Annotated in this window: 16 protein-coding genes and 2 riboswitches; of the genes, 7 read left to right on the top strand and 9 right to left on the bottom strand. The window is 70.8% G+C overall.

What is annotated here, in order from left to right; translation table 11 throughout:
• Positions 1 to 131 precede the first annotated feature (131 nt).
• Positions 132 to 1,325 (bottom strand): amino acid deaminase/aldolase, encoded by a 1,194-nt coding sequence (locus tag OIE13_RS23110; protein WP_326636672.1) that lies wholly within the window; start codon positions 1,323 to 1,325, stop codon positions 132 to 134.
• Positions 1,326 to 1,474: 149 nt separating this feature from the next.
• Between OIE13_RS23110 and OIE13_RS23105 the strand changes: the two genes are divergently transcribed.
• Complete coding sequence (locus OIE13_RS23105; protein ID WP_326636674.1) at positions 1,475 to 2,113, top strand: DUF6286 domain-containing protein; 639 nt, start codon at positions 1,475 to 1,477, stop codon at positions 2,111 to 2,113.
• Positions 2,114 to 2,337: 224 nt separating this feature from the next.
• Here OIE13_RS23105 and OIE13_RS23100 read toward each other — a convergent pair whose 3' ends face one another.
• The 8 genes from OIE13_RS23100 to OIE13_RS23065 all read right to left on the bottom strand — a co-directional run bounded on the left by OIE13_RS23100 (position 2,338) and on the right by OIE13_RS23065 (position 12,002).
• Positions 2,338 to 4,086: a hypothetical protein gene (locus OIE13_RS23100; RefSeq protein ID WP_326636675.1), complete on the bottom strand. Its 1,749-nt coding sequence runs from the start codon at positions 4,084 to 4,086 to the stop codon at positions 2,338 to 2,340.
• Between the two features lie 385 nt (positions 4,087 to 4,471).
• A complete protein-coding gene (locus tag OIE13_RS23095) occupies positions 4,472 to 5,848 on the bottom strand; it encodes an L-serine ammonia-lyase (protein ID WP_326636677.1) in 1,377 nt (458 codons plus the stop codon).
• A gap of 70 nt (positions 5,849 to 5,918) precedes the next feature.
• Positions 5,919 to 6,308 carry a glycine cleavage system protein GcvH gene (gcvH, locus tag OIE13_RS23090; RefSeq protein ID WP_326636679.1) on the bottom strand — a complete coding sequence of 130 codons (390 nt, stop codon included), beginning with the start codon at positions 6,306 to 6,308 and terminating at the stop codon, positions 5,919 to 5,921.
• Complete coding sequence (gene gcvT, locus OIE13_RS23085; protein WP_326636681.1) at positions 6,305 to 7,396, bottom strand: glycine cleavage system aminomethyltransferase GcvT; 1,092 nt, start codon at positions 7,394 to 7,396, stop codon at positions 6,305 to 6,307. The genes gcvH and gcvT overlap by 4 nt, the downstream gene beginning before the upstream one ends.
• A gap of 40 nt (positions 7,397 to 7,436) precedes the next feature.
• Positions 7,437 to 7,521: riboswitch (glycine riboswitch) on the bottom strand.
• A 2-nt stretch (positions 7,522 to 7,523) separates the two neighbouring features.
• Positions 7,524 to 7,622, bottom strand: a riboswitch (glycine riboswitch).
• A 78-nt stretch (positions 7,623 to 7,700) separates the two neighbouring features.
• Entirely contained in the window at positions 7,701 to 8,396 is a 696-nt protein-coding gene (locus OIE13_RS23080) for a gamma-glutamyl-gamma-aminobutyrate hydrolase family protein (protein ID WP_326636683.1), read from the bottom strand.
• A gap of 119 nt (positions 8,397 to 8,515) precedes the next feature.
• On the bottom strand, positions 8,516 to 9,280 hold the full coding sequence (locus OIE13_RS23075) for a 3-oxoacyl-ACP reductase (protein WP_326636685.1): 765 nt from the start codon (positions 9,278 to 9,280) through the stop codon (positions 8,516 to 8,518).
• A gap of 5 nt (positions 9,281 to 9,285) precedes the next feature.
• Positions 9,286 to 10,638 (bottom strand): aldehyde dehydrogenase family protein, encoded by a 1,353-nt coding sequence (locus tag OIE13_RS23070; RefSeq protein WP_326636687.1) that lies wholly within the window; start codon positions 10,636 to 10,638, stop codon positions 9,286 to 9,288.
• Positions 10,635 to 12,002 (bottom strand): glutamine synthetase family protein, encoded by a 1,368-nt coding sequence (locus tag OIE13_RS23065; protein ID WP_442816075.1) that lies wholly within the window; start codon positions 12,000 to 12,002, stop codon positions 10,635 to 10,637. The genes OIE13_RS23070 and OIE13_RS23065 overlap by 4 nt, the downstream gene beginning before the upstream one ends.
• Positions 12,003 to 12,066: 64 nt before the next feature.
• Here OIE13_RS23065 and OIE13_RS23060 point away from each other — a divergent pair, with 64 nt between their 5' ends.
• The 6 genes from OIE13_RS23060 (at position 12,067) to OIE13_RS23035 (ending at position 18,185) form a co-directional block, all read left to right on the top strand.
• On the top strand, positions 12,067 to 12,786 hold the full coding sequence (locus tag OIE13_RS23060) for a FadR/GntR family transcriptional regulator (protein ID WP_326636691.1): 720 nt from the start codon (positions 12,067 to 12,069) through the stop codon (positions 12,784 to 12,786).
• A gap of 39 nt (positions 12,787 to 12,825) precedes the next feature.
• Entirely contained in the window at positions 12,826 to 13,578 is a 753-nt protein-coding gene (locus OIE13_RS23055) for a hypothetical protein (RefSeq protein WP_326636695.1), read from the top strand.
• Between the two features lie 7 nt (positions 13,579 to 13,585).
• Entirely contained in the window at positions 13,586 to 13,999 is a 414-nt protein-coding gene (locus tag OIE13_RS23050; RefSeq protein ID WP_326636697.1) for a hypothetical protein, read from the top strand.
• Positions 14,000 to 14,586: 587 nt separating this feature from the next.
• The gene (hutU, locus tag OIE13_RS23045) at positions 14,587 to 16,242 is read left to right on the top strand and encodes a urocanate hydratase (protein ID WP_326636699.1); all 1,656 of its coding nucleotides are present in this window, start codon (positions 14,587 to 14,589) and stop codon (positions 16,240 to 16,242) included.
• A gap of 259 nt (positions 16,243 to 16,501) precedes the next feature.
• A complete protein-coding gene (locus tag OIE13_RS23040) occupies positions 16,502 to 17,326 on the top strand; it encodes a MurR/RpiR family transcriptional regulator (protein ID WP_326636701.1) in 825 nt (274 codons plus the stop codon).
• Between the two features lie 178 nt (positions 17,327 to 17,504).
• Positions 17,505 to 18,185 carry an SDR family oxidoreductase gene (locus OIE13_RS23035; protein ID WP_326636703.1) on the top strand — a complete coding sequence of 227 codons (681 nt, stop codon included), beginning with the start codon at positions 17,505 to 17,507 and terminating at the stop codon, positions 18,183 to 18,185.
• Positions 18,186 to 18,314 lie beyond the last annotated feature (129 nt).

Genomic DNA, 18,314 nt, shown 5'->3' with positions numbered 1-18,314 from the left:
CCTCTCCGGGCGTGGGAGCAGCGCAGGCTTCCGGTGCCGGAGGGTGGGGATGAGACACGAGCGGGCACCCGCCGGTGGGCGACGGGTGCCCGCTCCGCGTGCGGGGGCCATGCCCTCGCGCGGGCGGTGGGTCACAGGAAGGTGCGGCCCTCGCCCCGGTAGGTGGGGACCTCGTCCACGAGCCTGTCCCCGTCGATCAGGTGCAGGCCGGCGAAGCGCTCGCAGAGCTCGCCGGCCTTGGCGTGCCTGAACCAGACCCGGTCGCCGGTGCGCAGGTCCTCGGCGGCCTGACCGACCAGGGGGGTCTGGACCTCGCCGGCTCCCTCGTCGGAGTCGTAGCGCAGCCCGCACGGCAGGTAGGGCTGGGGCAGGCGGTCGTCGCCGGGGACGCCGGAGGCGGGGTAGCCGCCGCCGAGGACCGTGACGACGCCGGGGGCGGGGCGGCGTACGACGGGCAGGGCGAAGAGGGCGGCGGGGTGGCCGGTGAAGCCCCGGTAGAAGTCGAACAGGCGGGGGTGGAAGAAGCCGGAGCCGGCGGCGATCTCGGTGATGGCCCTCTCCCCGGCGGTCTTCTCGATGCTGCCGGTGCCGCCGCCGTTGACGAACTCCAGGTCGGTGATCTGGCGGACCGCCTGGACGATCCGGCCCCTGCGTGTGATCAGTTCGCGCTGGGATCGGGTCTGCATCAGGCGGATGGCCCGGGTGAGGGCGGGCTTGCCGGGAGGGTCGTCGCCGACCCCGGCGATCTGCGCCTCGTAGGCCATCACGCCCACGAGGCGGAACCCGGGGCGTTTGGCGATCTGAGTGGCCAGGTCGGCGGCCTGGTCGCTCTCGCGGACGGGGGAGCGGCGGGCGCCGGCCCGGAACCGGCCGCCGAAGGTGAGGTAGCCGGCGTCGATGTCGAGGCAGACCCGGATCTCCTGGCGGTCGTGGACGCCGGCGACGGCGGAGTCGACGAGGTCGAGGTGGTCGATCCGGTCCACCATGATGGTGATCTCCCGGGCGGCGAGCGGTTCGGCGGCCAGTTCGGCGAGCGCGGCGCGGTCCACCGTGGGGTAGGCGACGAGCACGTTCCGTATTCCGGTGGAGACCAGCCAGAGGGCCTCGGGGAGGGTGAAGGCCATGATCCCGGTGAAGCCGTCCATGGCGAGGATCCGTTCGAGCACGGCCCTGGACCTGATGGACTTGCTCGCGACCCTGATCGGTTTGCCGTGGGCCCGCTGGAGCATTCCCTCGGCGTTGGCGTGCAGGGCGGGCAGATCGAGGACGGCGAAGGGGGGGTCCAGGTGTGCTGTGGCCCGGTTGTAGCGCTGGAGGTCGTCCATGTTCGCAGGATAACCCGGCTCGGGATAATGTGAGCAATGTTCATGTTGTTGGACGGGTGGTCAATGCTCCTGCCAGGAGGGTTCCAAGATCGCGCAAGAGGGCGGTTGATCCCGGCCTCGCCCCTGCCGGAACGCGTACACCTGACCGAATGACGACTACTCTCCAGGACGTCCTGGCGGGCTCGGGGAGCACCGGAGGCTCGGGAGGCAGGGCGGCCGAGCAGTTCCAGGACGTCCGCCGCAGGTCGGTGCGGATGCTCAGGCCGGGGAGGACCCCGATGGGCGTGCCGGCGGCGCTGGCGGCGTCCGTCGTGCTCTCGGCCGCGGCCGCGGTGACCGTGGGCCTGCTGCTGGAGTCGCCCGTCGCGCGAATGCCCTACCGGCGGCTCGTCAACGGTGCCGGCTCGTGGAACTGGTCGGATCCCACCGTGTTCGCCGTGGCGGTGCTCGCCATGGCGGCGGGCCTGCTGATGCTCGGGTTCGCCGCCCTGCCGGGGCGGCCCAGGCTGGTGCCGCTGGAATCGGGGGATCCGCACATGGTGATCGGGATCACCAGGCCCGGGCTCTGCCGCACGCTGGGGGAGGCAGCGGCCTCGGTGGAGGAGGTGAGCGGGGCGCGGGTCCGGCTCGCGCCGCGGATCGTCGAGGTCACCGTGTTCACCGAGGCCGAGCGGACCGGGCCGGTGCTGCGCGGAGTGGGCGCGGCGGTGGGCGATCGGCTGGCGGGCCTGGGCGCGATGTGCGCGGGCGACGTCGTGGTGCGGCTGCGCGGGCGGAGGGTCCGATGAGACCGTACGTCGGCAACCGGATCGGCCTGGCCGTCACCGGCGCGGTGCTGGTCTGCGCCGGTCTCTACGCCTTCCTACGGGGACGTGGTGACCTCCCCGGCCAGCCACCAGGGGCCAGGCTCGTGCGCGGGGGGTTCCCCGGCTGGCTGGCCGCACATCCGTGGCTGGGGTGGCTGGTCGCGCTGCTGCTGACGGTGCTCGCGCTGCTGGCGGTGAGGTGGCTGCTACACGCCCTGGGATGGGGACGGTGGGGCAGGCGGACCGGAACGGGAACCGCCATGCTCGCTGTTGCCCTTAAAGAAGTCGAAGGGCTCGCCCGGATTCGGGTCAGGTACGTAAGGCATGAGCGGTTGCGAATCAGTGTGGGCTGCGCGCCCGGGACCGATGTCGGCAAGCTCGTGGCGCGGCTGAACAAGGACGCGGTGGGGAAGGTCAGACGGGCTCTCGGGGAGGTAGAACTCGGCACGGTGATTCGCCTGCACGTCCACCGCCGCTGACTTTTCGTACGCCGGTTCCTCGATGGGGCTCGCATACACCGGATGCTCGGCGGTCCTGCCGTACGCCGGATGCCCGGCGGTCCTGCCGTACACCGGTTCCTCGTCCGGGCCCTCGTCCGGTTCCTCGTCCTCCACCTCCTCGGGGGCGCTCTCCTGGTGCCGGACGCCGAAGGCCAGTCCGGCGGCCAGGCAGAGGAACGGGAGGGCGGGCACCACGTAGCGGTGGTCGAAGGCCGCGATGAAGGGCGGCAGGAGAAGCAGCATGGTCCCCGCGGCCCAGGGCAGCAGCACCGCGCCGCCGAGCCGCCGCAGCCGCATCAGCACACCGACCAGGCCGACCAGGCAGATCACCGCGAGGAACGGGCCGCGCACGAAGCCGTACTCCTGGTAGCCGCGCAGCCAGCCCGCGTACGGCTCGGCCATCGTCGGCGCGCCCGAGGCACCCTGGTAGGCCACGGTCAGCTGCTCGGCGGTCTTCCCCTGGGAGGCGGCCCCGGCTGGGAAGGGGCGCAGAGTGTCGGGGAAGACGTAGGCGCTCTGCGGTCCGGGGGTCGGGTAGACGCGCCGAGTCCAGTCGAAGATGTGGGCCGCGTCGTCCAGGCCCGCCCGCAGGAAGTCCAGCGGCTGGGCTGTGATGGCCTGGGTGGCGAAGGCGCCGGCGAGCGCGTCGCGCTCGGCCCAGCTGCCCTCGACCTTGGTCAGCGGTGAGGCGTCGCCCCAGATGTAGACCGGCGGTGCCGCGCGTTGCCCCACCGGCTCGACGGGGCACAGGGCCGCCTCGGGTCCGGTCGGCTGGATTCTGGCGCAGTCGGCGAAGGTCATCGTCCGCGCCCACAGGAAGGTGTTTCCCCGGGTCAGCGCGTAGCCGCCGTGCTCGGACTCGAACCAGGCGGCGTACGCGCCCAGGCCGATCGCGGCGGCCAGGGTCGCGGAGACGACCGCCCGCCACCCGGCCCGGCGGATCACCAGGCAGACCAGTGCCACGGCGATCAGCGGCAGCCCGATGGTACGGGTGACCGTCGCGGCGGCCAGCAGCAGGCCGGCCAGCGCCGCGACCCAGGCGGCCGGGCGCCGCCGCCACAGCAGCAGCGTGACCGCCAGCACCGCGAGGAACTGGAAGAGCAGGTCAGCCATGACGAGGTGTTCGAGCTGAATCTGGTAGGCGTCCAGCAGCACCGGCAGCGTGGCGAGCGTCGCGCCCCATCCCGGCAGCCGGCCCAGTCTGCGCAGCAGCAGGTAGACGCAGAGCGCGACGGCCAGCCCGAGCAGGTGCTGGACGACGACCACGGCCTGGACGCTGGCCAGCGGCTTGAGGATCCACAGGAACAGGGAGTAGCCCGCGGGGCGGGACTCCAGGGGGCGGGGGTCGAGCCCGGCGTTCAGATAGACGAAGGAGTCGGCCCAGAACCACAGGGCGGGCCGGTAGCCGAGCACGGCCAGGGCGCGCAGGCCGCCGCCGACCAGCAGGGCGGCCATGAAGAGCCAGTGTGACCCGAGAAAACGGAGCACTCGCGAGGAACGGTTCGCCGGATGCGCTCCCGTTACCACGACGACCTCCCAAGTCCCGCGGACATGGCCACCCAGCATAGGCGCGGGACAGGAGGGGCCTATACGTGATGCGAAATTTGGTGGTGATCGAGTTTTATGCGGTGTTCCTCAGACGTTCCTCAGGTGCCCTGAGCCCAGGTGCCCTGAGCTCGGGTGTCCCTGAGCTCGGGTGTCCCTGAGCTCGGGTGTCCCTGAGCTCGGGTGCCTTCGGGCGTTTCTCGGGCGTTCCTCATTGGAAGCGCGGATCCACCGGCCCCGGGCATCGGGAAGGCCGCCCTGACAGCCTGTCCGTCAGGGCCCCGGCCGTTCCCGCTCAGCATTCGATGACGTTCACCGCGAGCCCGCCGCGGCTGGTCTCCTTGTACTTGTCGAGCATGTCCCGGCCGGTGTCGCGCATCGTCTTGATGGCCTTGTCCAGCGAGACGAAGTGGCGGCCGTCGCCGCGCAGCGCGATCCTGGCCGCGGCGATGGCCTTGATCGAGGCGACGGCGTTGCGCTCGATGCACGGGATCTGCACCAGGCCGCCGATCGGGTCGCAGGTCAGCCCCAGGTTGTGCTCGATGCCGATCTCGGCGGCGTTCTCGACCTGCTCGGGGGTGCCGCCCATCACCTCGGTGAGCCCGGCGGCGGCCATCGAGCAGGCCGAGCCGACCTCGCCCTGGCAGCCCACCTCGGCCCCGGAGATGGAGGCGTTCTCCTTGAACAGCACGCCGATCGCCCCCGCGGTCAGCAGGAAGCGGATCACCCCCTCGTCATCGGATTCGCGGACGAAGCGGTCGTAGTAGGTGAGCACGGCGGGGATGATGCCCGCGGCGCCGTTGGTGGGCGCGGTGACGATCCGGCCGCCGGCGGCGTTCTCCTCGTTGACCGCGAGGGCGAACAGCGAGACCCAGTCCATCGTCTGCAGCGAGTCCTTCTCTGCCGGCTCGCTCCGCAGCTGCCGGTGGAGCTGGTGGGCGCGGCGGCGGACCTTCAGCCCGCCGGGCAGCACGCCCTCCTTGCCGATGCCCCGCCGCACGCACTCGCTCATGACCTGCCACAGGACGAGCAGTTGGGCGCGGATCTCGGCCTCGGTGCGGCCGAACGCCCGCTCGTTCTCCAGCATCAGCCCGGAGATCGACAGCCCGGTCTCCGCGCACTGGGCGAGCAGTTCCGCGGCCGTGGTGAAGGGGTACGGCAGGACCGTGTCGTCGGGTTTGATCCGGTCGGCGCCGGTGGCGTTCTCGTCGACGACGAAGCCGCCGCCCACCGAGTAGTAGACCTTCTCCCGTAGCGTCTCGCCGGACTCCGACAGTGCGGTGAAGCGCATGCCGTTGGGGTGGCCGGGGAGCGAGATCTTGCGTTCGAAGACGAGGTCCTCGCCGACGACGAAGGGGATCTCGTGGGAGCCGTACAGGGAGATGGTGCCGGACTCGCGCATGGCGGCCAGCCGCTCGTCGACCGTGTCGACGTCGACCAGCTCGGGTTTCTCGCCGGACAGGCCGAGCAGCACCGCCTTGTCGCTGCCGTGGCCCTTGCCGGTCAGCCCAAGCGAGCCGTACAGGATGGCGCTCACCCGGACGGTCTTCTCCAGCAGCCCGTCCTGGTGCAGGCCCCGGGCGAACTTGTGGGCGGCGGCCATCGGGCCGCCGGTGTGCGAGCTGGACGGGCCGATTCCGATCTTGAAGAGATCGAAGACACTGATCGTCATCTGAATCCTTCCAGCGTGGACGGTCACGCGTGCCCGGGGACGCGCGTGACCGTGACGCGAGGCGTCGAACTTATGACTCACCCGAGGTGAGCGCGGTGTACTCCTCCGGCGACAGCAGGTCGTCGGCGGAGCCCTCAAGACGTACCCGGAACAGCCAGCCGTCACCGTATGAGTCGCTGTTGACCAGCGAGGGGTCGTCCACGACCGCCTGGTTGACCTCCACGACCTCGCCGGTGACCGGCGCGAAGATGTCACTGACCGACTTGGTCGACTCGACCTCGCCGATGGCGTCACCGGTGGCGATCGACGCGCCGACCTCGGGTACCTGCACGTAGACCACGTCGCCCAGCGCTTCGGCGGCGTAGGCGGTGATGCCCACGGTGAGGGTCAGGCCGTCGTCGACGCCGCCGATCCACTCGTGTTCCTTGGTGTAGTGCAGATTCTCGGGAATGCTGCTCATTTTTTCCTCCTGTAGAAAGGCAGTTCGACGACCTCGACCGGCTCGCGGCTGCCCCGGATGTCGACGGCCAGTCCTGACGACAGGCCGCTGTCCACGTAGGCCATGGCGATGGGCCTGCCCAGTGTCTGGGAGGGCGCCCCGCTGGTGACCTCCCCGACGACCGTGCCGTCACCGGCGACCACCACCGGATACCCGTGCCGGGGCACCCTGCGGCCGCGTCCGACCAGGCCGACCAGACGACGGGCCGGCGGGACGTCCCTGAACGGTTCGAGGGCGGCCCGGCCGACGAAGTCGCCCGGCTTGTCAAACCTCACCACACGGCCGAGCCCGGCGTCGAACGGAGTGAGGTCCGCCGAGAGCTCGTTGCCGTAGAGCGGCATGCCCGCCTCCAGGCGGAGGGTGTCGCGCGCGGACAGACCTGCGGGGATCAGCCCATGCGGTGCGCCCGCCTCGATGAGGGCGGACCAGAGGGACTCCGCCGCCGAGGCCGCGACGAACAGCTCGAAGCCGTCCTCGCCGGTGTATCCGGTGCGGGCGACGAGGGCCTCGTGTCCGGCCACGACGGCGGGCAGGCCCGCGTAGTACCCGAGCCCGTCCAGGTCGGCGTCGGTGAGGGCGCTCAGGATCTCCACCGAGCGCGGTCCCTGGACCGCGACCAGCGCGTACTCCTCGGAGCGGTCCTGCACCGCGGCGTCGAAGTCCTTGGCGCGCTCGATCAGCTCGGCGGCCACCCGGGGGTAGTTGGAGGCGTTGGCGACGACCATGAACTCTTCGGGGGCCAGCCGGTAGACGATCAGGTCGTCCAGCACGCCGCCCCCGGCGTCGACGATCATCGTGTAGCGGGCGCGGCCGGGTGCCAGCGCGGAGAGGTGGCCGACCAGCGCGTAGTCGAGGGCCTCGGCGGCCTGCGGGCCGGTCACGAGGATCTCCCCCATGTGGGAGAGGTCGAACAGGCCCGCCGCCTGGCGGACCGCGTTGTGCTCGGCGGACTCGCTGCCGTAGCGGAGCGGCATCAGCCAGCCCGCGAAGTCGGTCAGCGTCGCGCCGAGGGACTCGTGCACGCCGCGCAGCGGCGTAGGTCGGGACATGTTCGCACCTCAGACAAGGGACAGATGAGATCATCCTCCCCCTCTGTCATTGGTGCCTGAGAGTTTCATCCGGGTTTTACCGGACTTTCACCTTCGGCGAGGTCGTGGGACCTGCTTTCCAGAGGCACCTACCCGCACGGTCCTTTGCCTTGAGAGGTTCGCGGGGAGGGCTTGCTCCTTCAGGGGTCCTGGCCTGGATGTCAGGACACTCTCCCGCGCGGGGTTCATCGGTGTCGCTGGCCAGCCTAACCGCCCGCACCGGCCGAGCGAAATCCCCAGGCGCGCACCGGCCTTCACGAATCACTCAGCGGCGGGCGTGCCGGACCAGTGCCTCGAACAGGGCCGACTCGTCGTCGGTCTCCGGGTGCCACTGGACGGCGAGGGCGAACGGATGATCCTCCACCTCCACGGCCTCCACCGTGCCGTCCTCGGCGTGGCCGGTCACGATCAGGCCATCAGCGAGCAGGTCAACGGCCTGATGGTGGTAGTGGGCCACGTCCACGGTCTCGGTTCCGAAGACCTTCGAGGTCAGGCTGCCGGGGGCGAGCCGCACCGGCATCCTGCCGTAGCCGCCGGGGGCCGGGGCGTGCCCCTGGTGGCCCACCACGTCGGGCAGGTGCTGGTGGAGGCCGCCGCCAAGGGCGACGTTCAGGATCTGCATGCCCCTGCAGATGCCGAGGAAGGGCAGGTCCCGCTCCAGCGCCGCCCGGACCAGTCCCAGTTCGGCGTCGTCGCGGAACGGCCGGACGTAGCCGGTCCGCTCGTGCGGCTCCTGCCCGTACCGTTCCGGGCCGACGTCCCCGCCGCCGGCCAGGATCAGCCCGTCCAGGCGGTTCACGAGCGCCGCGGGGTCACCCGCGGGCGGCAGGATCACCGGCTGCCCGCCCGCGCGGGCCACGTGGTCGACGTAGTCGTACGGCAGGAGCGCGGTGTTCGTCTCCCAGACCGTGAACCTCGCGGGCTCGACGTAGCAGGTGATGCCGATGACGGGACGGGACATGGTCTCCTTCTCGCGCGGACGCCGGGATGTGGGGTGACACCCCACGTCCCGGCACGTTATCGGGGCCGAGGTATGGCCTGGGCAAAACCGGCCGGGGAACGGTCAGAGTCGGGGAACGCTCAGAGCGGCGTGACATAGGCGCCCGAGATGCCGCCGTCCACCAGGAACTCCGAGCCGGTGATGAAGCTCGCGTCGTCCGAGGCGAGGAACGCCACCGCGGCGGCGATCTCGGTCGCCTCGGCGAAGCGGCCGATCGGGATGTGCACCAGGCGGCGCCGAGCCCGCTCGGGGTCCTTGGCGAACAGCTCCTGCAGCAGCGGGGTGTTGACCGGGCCGGGGCAGAGCGCGTTGACCCGGATGCCCTCGCGGGCGAACTGCACGCCCAGCTCGCGCGACATCGCCAGCACCCCGCCCTTGGAGGCGGTGTAGGAGATCTGGCTGGTCGCCGAGCCCATCACCGCCACGAACGACGCGGTGTTGATGATCGACCCCTTGCCCTGCCGCCGCATGTACGGGATGGCGTGCTTGCAGCACAGATAGACGGAGGTGAGGTTGACCTCCTGGACCCGGCGCCAGGCGTCGATGCCGGTCTCCAGGATCGAGTCGTCCTCCGGCGGTGAGATGCCCGCGTTGTTGAACGCGATGTCCACGCTGCCGTAGCTGTCGAACGCGGTCTGGAACATTCGGACGACGTCGTCCTCGCTGGTCACGTCGGCCTTCACGAAAAGCCCGCCGACCTCGGCCGCGGCCGCCGCGCCGGTCGTCTCGTCCAGGTCCACGCACACGACGCGGGCGCCCTCCTCGGCGAACCGGCGCGCGGTGGCCAGGCCGATCCCGCTACCGGCGCCGGTGATGACGGCCACCCGGTCCTGCAAACGCAGCATCGCTTCTACTCCTCGGAAATGAAGACGTTCTTGGTCTCGGTGAACGCTGACAGGGCGTCGGGTCCCAGTTCACGACCGAGGCCCGACTGCTTGAAACCGCCGAACGGGGTCCAGTAGCGGACGCTCGAATGCGAGTTGACGCTCAGGTTGCCCGCCTCGACGGCCCTGGCCACCCGGAGCGCCCGGCCGACGTCACGGGTCCAGATGGACCCGCTCAGGCCGTACGGGGTGTCGTTGGCGATCCGCACGGCGTCCGCCTCGTCGTCGAACGGCAGCACCGACACCACGGGCCCGAAGATCTCCTCGGTGAATGCCCGGTCGTCGGCCGAGCGCGGGGTCAGGACCGTCGCCGGGAACCAGAACCCCGGCCCCGACGGGCAAGCGCCCCGCAGATGGGGCGGCTCGGTGACGAAGGAGGCCACCCGCTCCCGGTGCTCGGCGCTGATCAGCGGGCCCATCTCGGTGCTCTCGTCGCGGGGGTCGCCGACCTGGACGTTCAGCACGGCCTCGCCGAACCGGGCCAGGAACTCGTCGTACGCCGAGCGCTCGACCAGGATCCGGGAGCGCGCGCAGCAGTCCTGGCCCGCGTTGTCGAACACCGCGTACGGCGCGGTCGCCGCCGCCCGTTCCAGGTCGGCGTCGGCGAAGACCACGTTGGCGCTCTTGCCGCCCAGCTCCAGGGTGAGCCGCTTGACCTGCCCGGCGCAGACGGCGGCGATCTCCTTGCCCACCTCGGTGGAGCCGGTGAACACGATCTTCGTCACGTCCGGGTGCTCGACCAGCCGGGCGCCCGCGACCTCTCCGGCGCCGGGCAGGACCTGGAAGACCCCCTCGGGCAGTCCGGCGGCCAGGGCCAGTTCGGCCACCCGCAGGGCGGTCAGCGGTGTCCACTCGGCGGGCTTGACGATCACGGTGTTGCCCGCGGCCAGCGCCGGGGCCATCCCCCAGGTCATGATGACCATCGGGAAGTTCCATGGCACGATCACGCCGACGACGCCCAGGGGTTCCCTGAAGGTGACGTCCAGGCCGCCGGGCACCGGGATCTGCAGGCCGTGGTTGCGCTCCGGCGCCCCGGCGTAGAAGTCGAGCACGTCGGCGACGTTGCCCGCCTCCCAGCGGGCGTTGCCGATCGTGTGCCCGGCGTTGGCGACCTCGGCCAGGGCCAGCTCCTCCGCGTGCTCGCGCACCAGCGAGGCGAACCGGCGCAACAGCCGGGCCCGGTCCGAAGGGCCGACGCTCCGCCAGGTGGCGAAGGCCCTTCTGGCACGCTCCACCGCCCTGTCGACCTCGGCGGCGTCCGCCATCTCGACTTCGGCGATCACCTCTTCCGTCGCCGGATTTATGATCTTCACTGTCACATCCGTTCGAATCCTCGGAACAGCTCCCAGTCGGTCACCGCCGCGTCGAAGGCGGCCAGCTCGGTCCGGGCGTTGTTCGCGTAGTGCGCCACGACGTCCTCGCCGAAGACGGAGGCCGCGAACGCGGAGCCCTCCCAGAGCTCCAGCGCGTCCCGCAGGGTGTGCGGGACGGTCTCCGCGCCCGAGGTGTAGGCGTTCCCCGTGAACGCGTCCTGAAGCGGCAGCTCGTTCTCGATGCCGTGCAGCCCGGCCGCGACCAGCGCCGAGACCGCCAGGTAGGGGTTGACGTCGCCGCCGGGCACCCGGTTCTCGATCCGCAGCGAGGGGCCGTGGCCGACCAGGCGCAGCGCGCACGTCCTGTTGTCCACGCCCCACTTGACGGCGGTGGGGGCGAAGCTGCCCGGCACGTACCGCTTGTAGGAGTTGACGTTCGGCGCGTACAGCAGGGTCAGCTCGCGCATGAGGGCGAGCTGACCGGCGATGAAGTGCTGTCCCGTCACGGACAGTCCGTGCGCTTCCGAACCCGCCATGATCGGCTCCCCGGCGGTGTCCCTGAGCGAGATGTGGATGTGGCAGGAGTTGCCCTCGCGCTGGTTCGGCTTGGCCATGAAGGTGATCGACATGCCCTCCTGGGAAGCGATCTCCTTGGCGCCGTTCTTGTAGACGGAGTGGTCGTCGCAGCTGGACAGGGCCTCGCCGAAGCGGAAGGCGATCTCGTGCTGGCCGAGGTTGCACTCGCCCTTGGCCGACTCGACGTACATGCCCGCGCCCTCCATGCCGAGCCTGATCCTGCGCAGCAGCGGCTCGACCCTGGCGGTGCCGAGGAGGGAGTAGTCGACGTTGTAGAGGTTGGCGGGCGTCAGGTCGCAGTAGCCGCTGCGCCAGGCGTCCTCGTAGGTGTCGTTGAAGACCACGAACTCCAGTTCGGTCCCCACGAACGCCCCCCAGCCCCGCTCGGCCAGCCGGGCGAGCTGCCGTCGCAGGATCTGCCGCGGTGAGGCGGTCACGTCGGAGCCGTCCTCCCAGACCAGGTCGGCCATCACCAGGGCCGTTCCCTCCTGCCACGGCACCCGGCGCAGGGTGGACACGTCGGGTTTCATGATGAAATCGCCGTATCCTCGCTCCCAGGACGACATCGCGTAGCCGTCGACCGTGTTCATGTCGACGTCGACCGCGAGCAGGTAGTTGCACCCCTCGGAGGCATGCCCCAGCACCTCCTGCAGGAAGTAACGTGCCGACAGGCGTTTCCCCTGTAGGCGGCCCTGCATGTCGACGATCGCCAGCAGCACGGTGTCGATCCGTCCTGCCCGCACCTCGTCGTGAAGCTCGCGGACGTCCACACGCCCTCCTCGCCGGAGTCTTATTGGGCTAGTGTCAGACCATTGACGTGTAGCGGGGGGAGCGTTGTCAAGGGTCGGAGGAGATCAATTGGACGAGGTGTCGCGACTGGCCACCGTGCTGCGGCCGGTGCGCGCGGGCAACGCGTTCGAGGAGACCGTGGAACGCCTGCTACAGGTCATCAAGCTGGGGCTGGTGGCCGAGAAGCTGCCGCCCGAGCGGGAACTCGCCGCCCAGCTCGGGATCAGCAGGGTCACCCTGCGCGAGGCCATCCGCGCCCTCGCCGAAGCGGGCTACCTCACCGTACGCCGCGGCAGGTACGGCGGCGCGTTTCTCACCTACGCCCCGCCGCGCCCGCGCCGCGACGACCTGCGCAGGGCGGTCGCCGACATGGGCACCGACGACCTGGGCGACGCGCTCACCTTCAGGATGGCCGTGGAGTGCGGCGCCGCCCAGGTGCTCGCCGCCACCGCGCTCACCGAAGAACGGCGCGACGCCCTGCGGGAGCGGCTGCGCGAGGTCAACTCGGCGGGGCCCGACGACTACCGCCGTCTCGACACGGCCTTCCACCTGGCCATCGCCGAGCTGACCGGCTCCCCGCTGCTCGCCGCGGCCTGCGCCGACGCCAGGCTCAGGGTCACCGACCTGCTCAACGCCATCCCGGTGCTCCGGCGCAACATCGAGCACGCCGTGATCCAGCACGAGGCGATCGTGACGGCGATCCTGGCCGGCGACCCCGAGGGCGCGCGCCGCGCCGTGGCCGAGCACCTGGAGGGCACCGCCGCGCTGCTCCGGGGCTTCCTCGCATAGCCTGATGAGTCGGTGGGAGATGTGTTTCGAGATCGGATCATGGAAACAGGACGGCTGCCGCTGTTCTGTTTCTTCGTCGCGTTGATCGTCGCCTTCGTGTTCACCAGGATCAACGTCAGGCTCATCCGAGCCAAGATCGGCTGGTTCCGCAACGTCAACGTCGGTGAGATGCACATCCACCACGTGGTGTTCGGCGTGGTGCTGACCCTGCTCGGCGGGGTGTCCGGCCTCATCGTCTCGGGGGTCTCCGACGGCTGGTACGCGGTGACGGCGGCGATCTTCGGCATCGGAGCCGCCCTCATCCTCGACGAGTTCGCGCTGATCCTGCACCTGCGCGACGTCTACTGGGAGGAGGAGGGCCGGGCCTCCGTCGACACCGTGTTCATCGCCATCGCGATCACCGGCCTGCTCCTGCTCGGCCTGCGCCCTCTCGGCTGGGAGAACTCCGACGGCACCCCCAGGGGCACCTGGCTGACCGTCGGCCTCATCGTGACCAACCTCGGGCTCGCCGTGGTCACGCTGCTCAAGGGCAAGATCTGGACGGGCCTGGTCGGACTGTTCGTGCCGGTCCTCCTGGTGCCCGGCGCCCTGCGGCTGGCACGCCCGGGATCGCCCTGGGCGCACTGGTTCTTCGCCCCGGGCGCCCGGCATCCGCGGCTCCGCAAGATGGCCAGGGCCGAGCGTCGTGAGGAGCGCTGGCGCCGCCCGGTGATCCGCGGCAAGATCGCCTTCCAGGAGTTCGTCTCAGGCCGCCATGACCTCCCCTCCACCCGCCGCCGCTCCCGCCACTGAGCCACCGATGCCCCAGATGCCCCAGATGCCCCAGATGCCACCGACGCCACCGACGCCACCGACGTGGCCGATGTCGCCGATGTTCGGGCCGGGCGCCGAGGTCGGCCCGCGGGTGTGGGCCCTGCACGAGCGCGGTCTCGCCCATGACGTCGTCGAGGTCGCCTCGGTCTCCCAGCCGTACGGCTTCCGCGAACTCGAACACCTCGCCCGCCTGCACGACGGGGGGTTCTCGCTCGCCGAGCTGGTGATGCGGTTGGAGTTCGTCGACCTGATCGCCGACGAGGACTTCGAGGCCTACGGCGTGCAGGGCGAGCGGCTCTGGGAGATCCGCCGGTTCGCCGGTGCCTGGGTGGAGGACATCGGGCTGCGCCGCGCGGAGGAGGGCGACATCGACTACGACGACGTCCCCGACCCGGACTGAGCGACGCGGGGAAAGCGGCGGCACGGTCGTGGTGAGCTTTCAAACCGGAAAGAGGCAGGGCGCATACCCGCCCGCCCGCCGGGCAGGTGACGGCCCTCTCTGCCGAAGGAGTGCTGATCATGATACCGGGTAAGCAGGAGAGGCGGCCGGGGTCGACCGCGTCGATTCGAAGGGGGCCGCATTGTCAGAGGCCCGCTCGCCTGCCGTCCGCCTGCCGTTCGTCAGGGTGAAGGCATCGCGGTGGTACTGGCGCGGTTGTGTAAATTCATATCGTTCACAAAGGAATAATTCGGGCGCCGGGTCGATGGTCTGATTCGCTGTTCGGCGAACCGGGCATCCCCGCCTGTGCGAAGCCTCTCCTTCGCGCCGGGGTGCCCCATCGGGCGCGCGCCGCATTCGATCTCCCGATCCCGTCCGTGCGGGACGAAGATCGGGGCGCGACGATCGTTACGGCTACCACCGGGGGGTGTCGCGGGCATGTCGCCCGCGACACCCCTTTGCCGTGGTACCCCTCTCCCGAGTTGACCTGTAGCCTCCAGGTGACAAATATGAATGCATTCATTCATTCCTGATGGGGAGGTCCGGGCATGACCGGCAGCCGGGTTGTGCGCGCGCCGCGCGGTACCATGCTCACCGCCAAGGGGTGGCCGCAGGAAGCGGCGCTCCGCATGATCCAGAACAATCTGGATCCCGAGGTGGCCGAGCATCCGGAACAGCTCGTCGTCTACGGCGGCTCGGGCAAGGCCGCCCGCGACTGGCGCTCCTTCGACGCGATCACCCGCACTCTGACCACCCTGGAGGGCGACGAGACGCTGCTGGTGCAGTCCGGTCGTCCCGTCGGCGTGTTCCGCACCCACGAGTGGGCACCCCGGGTGCTCATCGCCAACTCCAACCTGGTGCCCGACTGGGCCAACTGGGAGGAGTTCCGGCGCCTGGAGGCCGCCGGACTGACCATGTACGGGCAGATGACCGCGGGCTCCTGGATCTACATCGGCACCCAGGGCATCCTGCAGGGCACCTACGAGACCTTCGGCGCCGTGGCCGCCAAGCGGTTCGGCGGGAGCCTCGCGGGGACGATCACGCTGACCGCCGGGCTCGGCGGCATGGGCGGCGCGCAGCCGCTGGCCGTGACCATGAACGGCGGCGTGGTGATCTGCGTCGACTGCGACCCCAGGTCGATCGACCGGCGGATCGAGCACCGCTACCTGGACGTCCGCGCCGCCGACCTCGACGAGGCGCTGCGCCTGGCGTACGAGGCCCGCGACCAGCGCAGGCCGTTGAGCATCGGGGTGGAGGGCAACGCGGCCGAGATCGTGCCCGAACTGCTCCGCAGGGACGCCGAGATCGACGTCGTCACCGACCAGACCTCCGCTCACGACCCGCTGATGTACCTGCCGATCGGTGTGGCCTTCGAGGACATGGCCGACGAACGGGAGAAGGACCCGGCGGGTTTCACCCGCAGGGCCCGCGAGGCGATGGCCGCTCACGTGGAGGCCATGGTCGGCTTCCAGGACGCCGGAGCCGAGGTCTTCGACTACGGCAACTCGATCCGGGGCGAGGCCCGGCTCGCGGGCTACGGTCGCGCGTTCGACTTCCCCGGCTTCGTGCCCGCCTACATCAGGCCGCTGTTCTGCGAGGGCAAGGGCCCGTTCCGCTGGGCCGCGCTCTCCGGTTCCCCCTCCGACATCGCCAAGACCGACCGCGCGATCCTGGAGCTCTTCCCAGACAACGAGCCGCTTGCCAGGTGGATCCGGATGGCCGGGGAGAAGGTCCACTTCCAGGGCCTGCCCGCCCGTATCTGCTGGCTCGGATACGGCGAGCGCCACCTGGCCGGAGAGCGGTTCAACGACATGGTGGCCTCGGGGGAGATCGAGGCCCCGCTGGTGATCGGCCGCGACCACCTCGACTGCGGCAGCGTCGCGAGCCCGTACCGGGAGACCGAGGGCATGGCCGACGGCTCCGACGCGATCGCCGACTGGCCGCTGCTGAACGCCATGCTCAACGTCGCCTCCGGTGCCGCGTGGGTCTCCATCCACCACGGCGGCGGTGTCGGCATCGGCCGCTCCATCCATGCCGGCCAGGTCACCGTCGCCGACGGCACCAGGCTCGGTGCCGAGAAGCTCAACCGGGTGCTCACCAACGACCCGGGCATGGGGGTCATCCGTCACGTCGACGCCGGCTACGACGAGGCCGTCGCCGTGGCCGAGGAGCGAGACGTCCGCATCCCGATGCGCGAGTCCTGATCGGGCATGCGGGTCCCGGCCGGACACGCGGGTCCCGGCCGGACAGCCGGGCTCCGGCCGGGGGCGTGCCGGCCCTGGTCGGATGCGTTGTCTCCCGTCGAACGGGAAGTACCCGACCGGGCACCGATCCGCGTACCGTGTCCCGATCTCGGGGGCGCGGATCCCTTCGGCGCCGCTCCCTCCCGTCCCGCCCGGGTGTATGAACGACAGCGGGACGGGGAGGGGAATGCTCGTGGGGCATCGAGCGGTTGGAGAGGACGTGGGGGACGGACTCGATCAGCTTCTGGGGGGGCGGCGGCTGTCGCCCGTGCAGCGGCGGATCGCACGCTACCTGGGCGATCACCTGTCCGAGGCCATCTTCCTGTCCAGCGTGGAGCTGGCCGAGCGGGCAGGGGTCAGCCAGCCGTCGGTGACGAGGTTCGCGATGGTGCTCGGTTTCGCGGGCTTTCCCGAGCTCAGACAGGCGCTACGGCCCCTCGTGGTGGGCGGGCGGAAACCGTCGCGGGCCAACGACCTGCAGACGGCCATAGACGTGGAGATCGACAACCTGCGGAGCGTACGCGACGCACTGGGCGACCCCGCCGACATCTCGGAGCTGGGTGTCAGGCTGGCGGGATGCGAGCCGCTGCCGGTGCTGGGCCTGCGGGTGTCGAGCGGGCTGGCCACCACGTTCGCCTACTTCGCGCGCCGGATCCACCCTGACGTCCGCCTGCTGACCCACGGCGGTTCCGAGCTGGCCGACGGCCTGTACGCCGCGCGCCGCGCGGGAGCGAGCTGGCTGGTCGCGGTGATCCTGCCCCGTTACCCGGCCGAGGCCGTACAGGCGCTGCGCGGCGCCCGGGACCTCGGCCTGCGTACGGCGGTGATCACCGACCGGCGGGACGTGCCCTTCGAGGCCGACGTGATCCTGGCCGCCCCCGTCGGCGAACGGCTGGTCTTCGACTCGCACGCGGCGCCGCTGACCCTGGCCATGGTGCTGGTGGAGGCCATGGCGGACGCGGCGCCGCTGCGCACGCAGGCCCGGTTGGAGGAGTACGAACGGATGACCGACCAGGCGGGGGTCTTCACCGAGCGGTTCGACTGACATCCGTGCCCGGGTGAGAGCGGCGGGAGCATCCGGCCGCCGGTTTCGCCGAGGCCGGCACGGTCCGCCCGAATGGCTTTCGCTGCCCGTACGGCTTTCGCCACCCGGGCGAGAACACCGTCGCCGTGCCGCCGGAGTGCCGCCGGCCGGAGATCTTCCAGCGAGTAAGGTGATCGACATGCCTGTACGTCCGACCGCGCTGGTCACCGGCGCCTCGCGAGGGGTCGGTGCCGCGATCGCCCGCGCCCTGGCCCCCACCCACGACCTGCTGCTCGGCGGCCGCGACCCCGAGGCGCTGGCCCAGATGGCCTCCGCCCTGCCCGGCGCGCGGCCCTGGCCGGTGGAGCTCACCGCCGTCACGGAGGCCGACGTCGCCGCCGTCGACCGGCTCGACGTGCTGGTGCACAGCGCGGGCGTGCTGCACCTGGGGCGGGTGGCGGAGACCCCGGCAGAGGTGTGGCGTCACACCATGGAGGTCAACGTGATCGCGGTGGTCGAGCTGACCCGGCTGCTGCTGCCCGCCCTGCGCGCGGGGCACGGTCACGTGGTGCTGATCAACTCCGGCTCCGGGCAGCGGGCCGGCGCTAGCTGGGGCTCCTACTCGGCGAGCAAGTTCGCGCTGCGCGCCTTCGCCGACGCGCTCCGCCTGGAGGAGCCGGAGCTCCGGGTGACGACGATCTATCCGGGACGGGTCGACACCGACATGCAGCGTGAGGTCCGGGTCCGGGAGGGCGGCCCCTACCAGCCGGAGAAGTATCTGAACGCGGACTCGGTGGCCAGGGTGGTGCAGGCGGCCCTGACCGCGTCCCCCGACGCCCACGTCACCGAGATCACCGTCCGTCCCGCCGCAGGCCTCTGAGCTGAGGGCGCGGTCGCCGCCCGGCTCCTCGCCCGGCGACCGGAGTGGGCCTGTGCGGCAAGGGGGGAATCGGTTGAGGGTGCGGCGGACTCGCATCTGAATGGAATCATTCAGATAATGGGAGGGTGT

This window comes from Streptosporangium sp. NBC_01810, assembly GCF_035917355.1.
Classification (GTDB): domain Bacteria; phylum Actinomycetota; class Actinomycetes; order Streptosporangiales; family Streptosporangiaceae; genus Streptosporangium.
The sequence above is the reverse complement of the archived record's forward strand: the minus strand, read 5'-3'. Positions and strand labels throughout refer to the sequence as shown.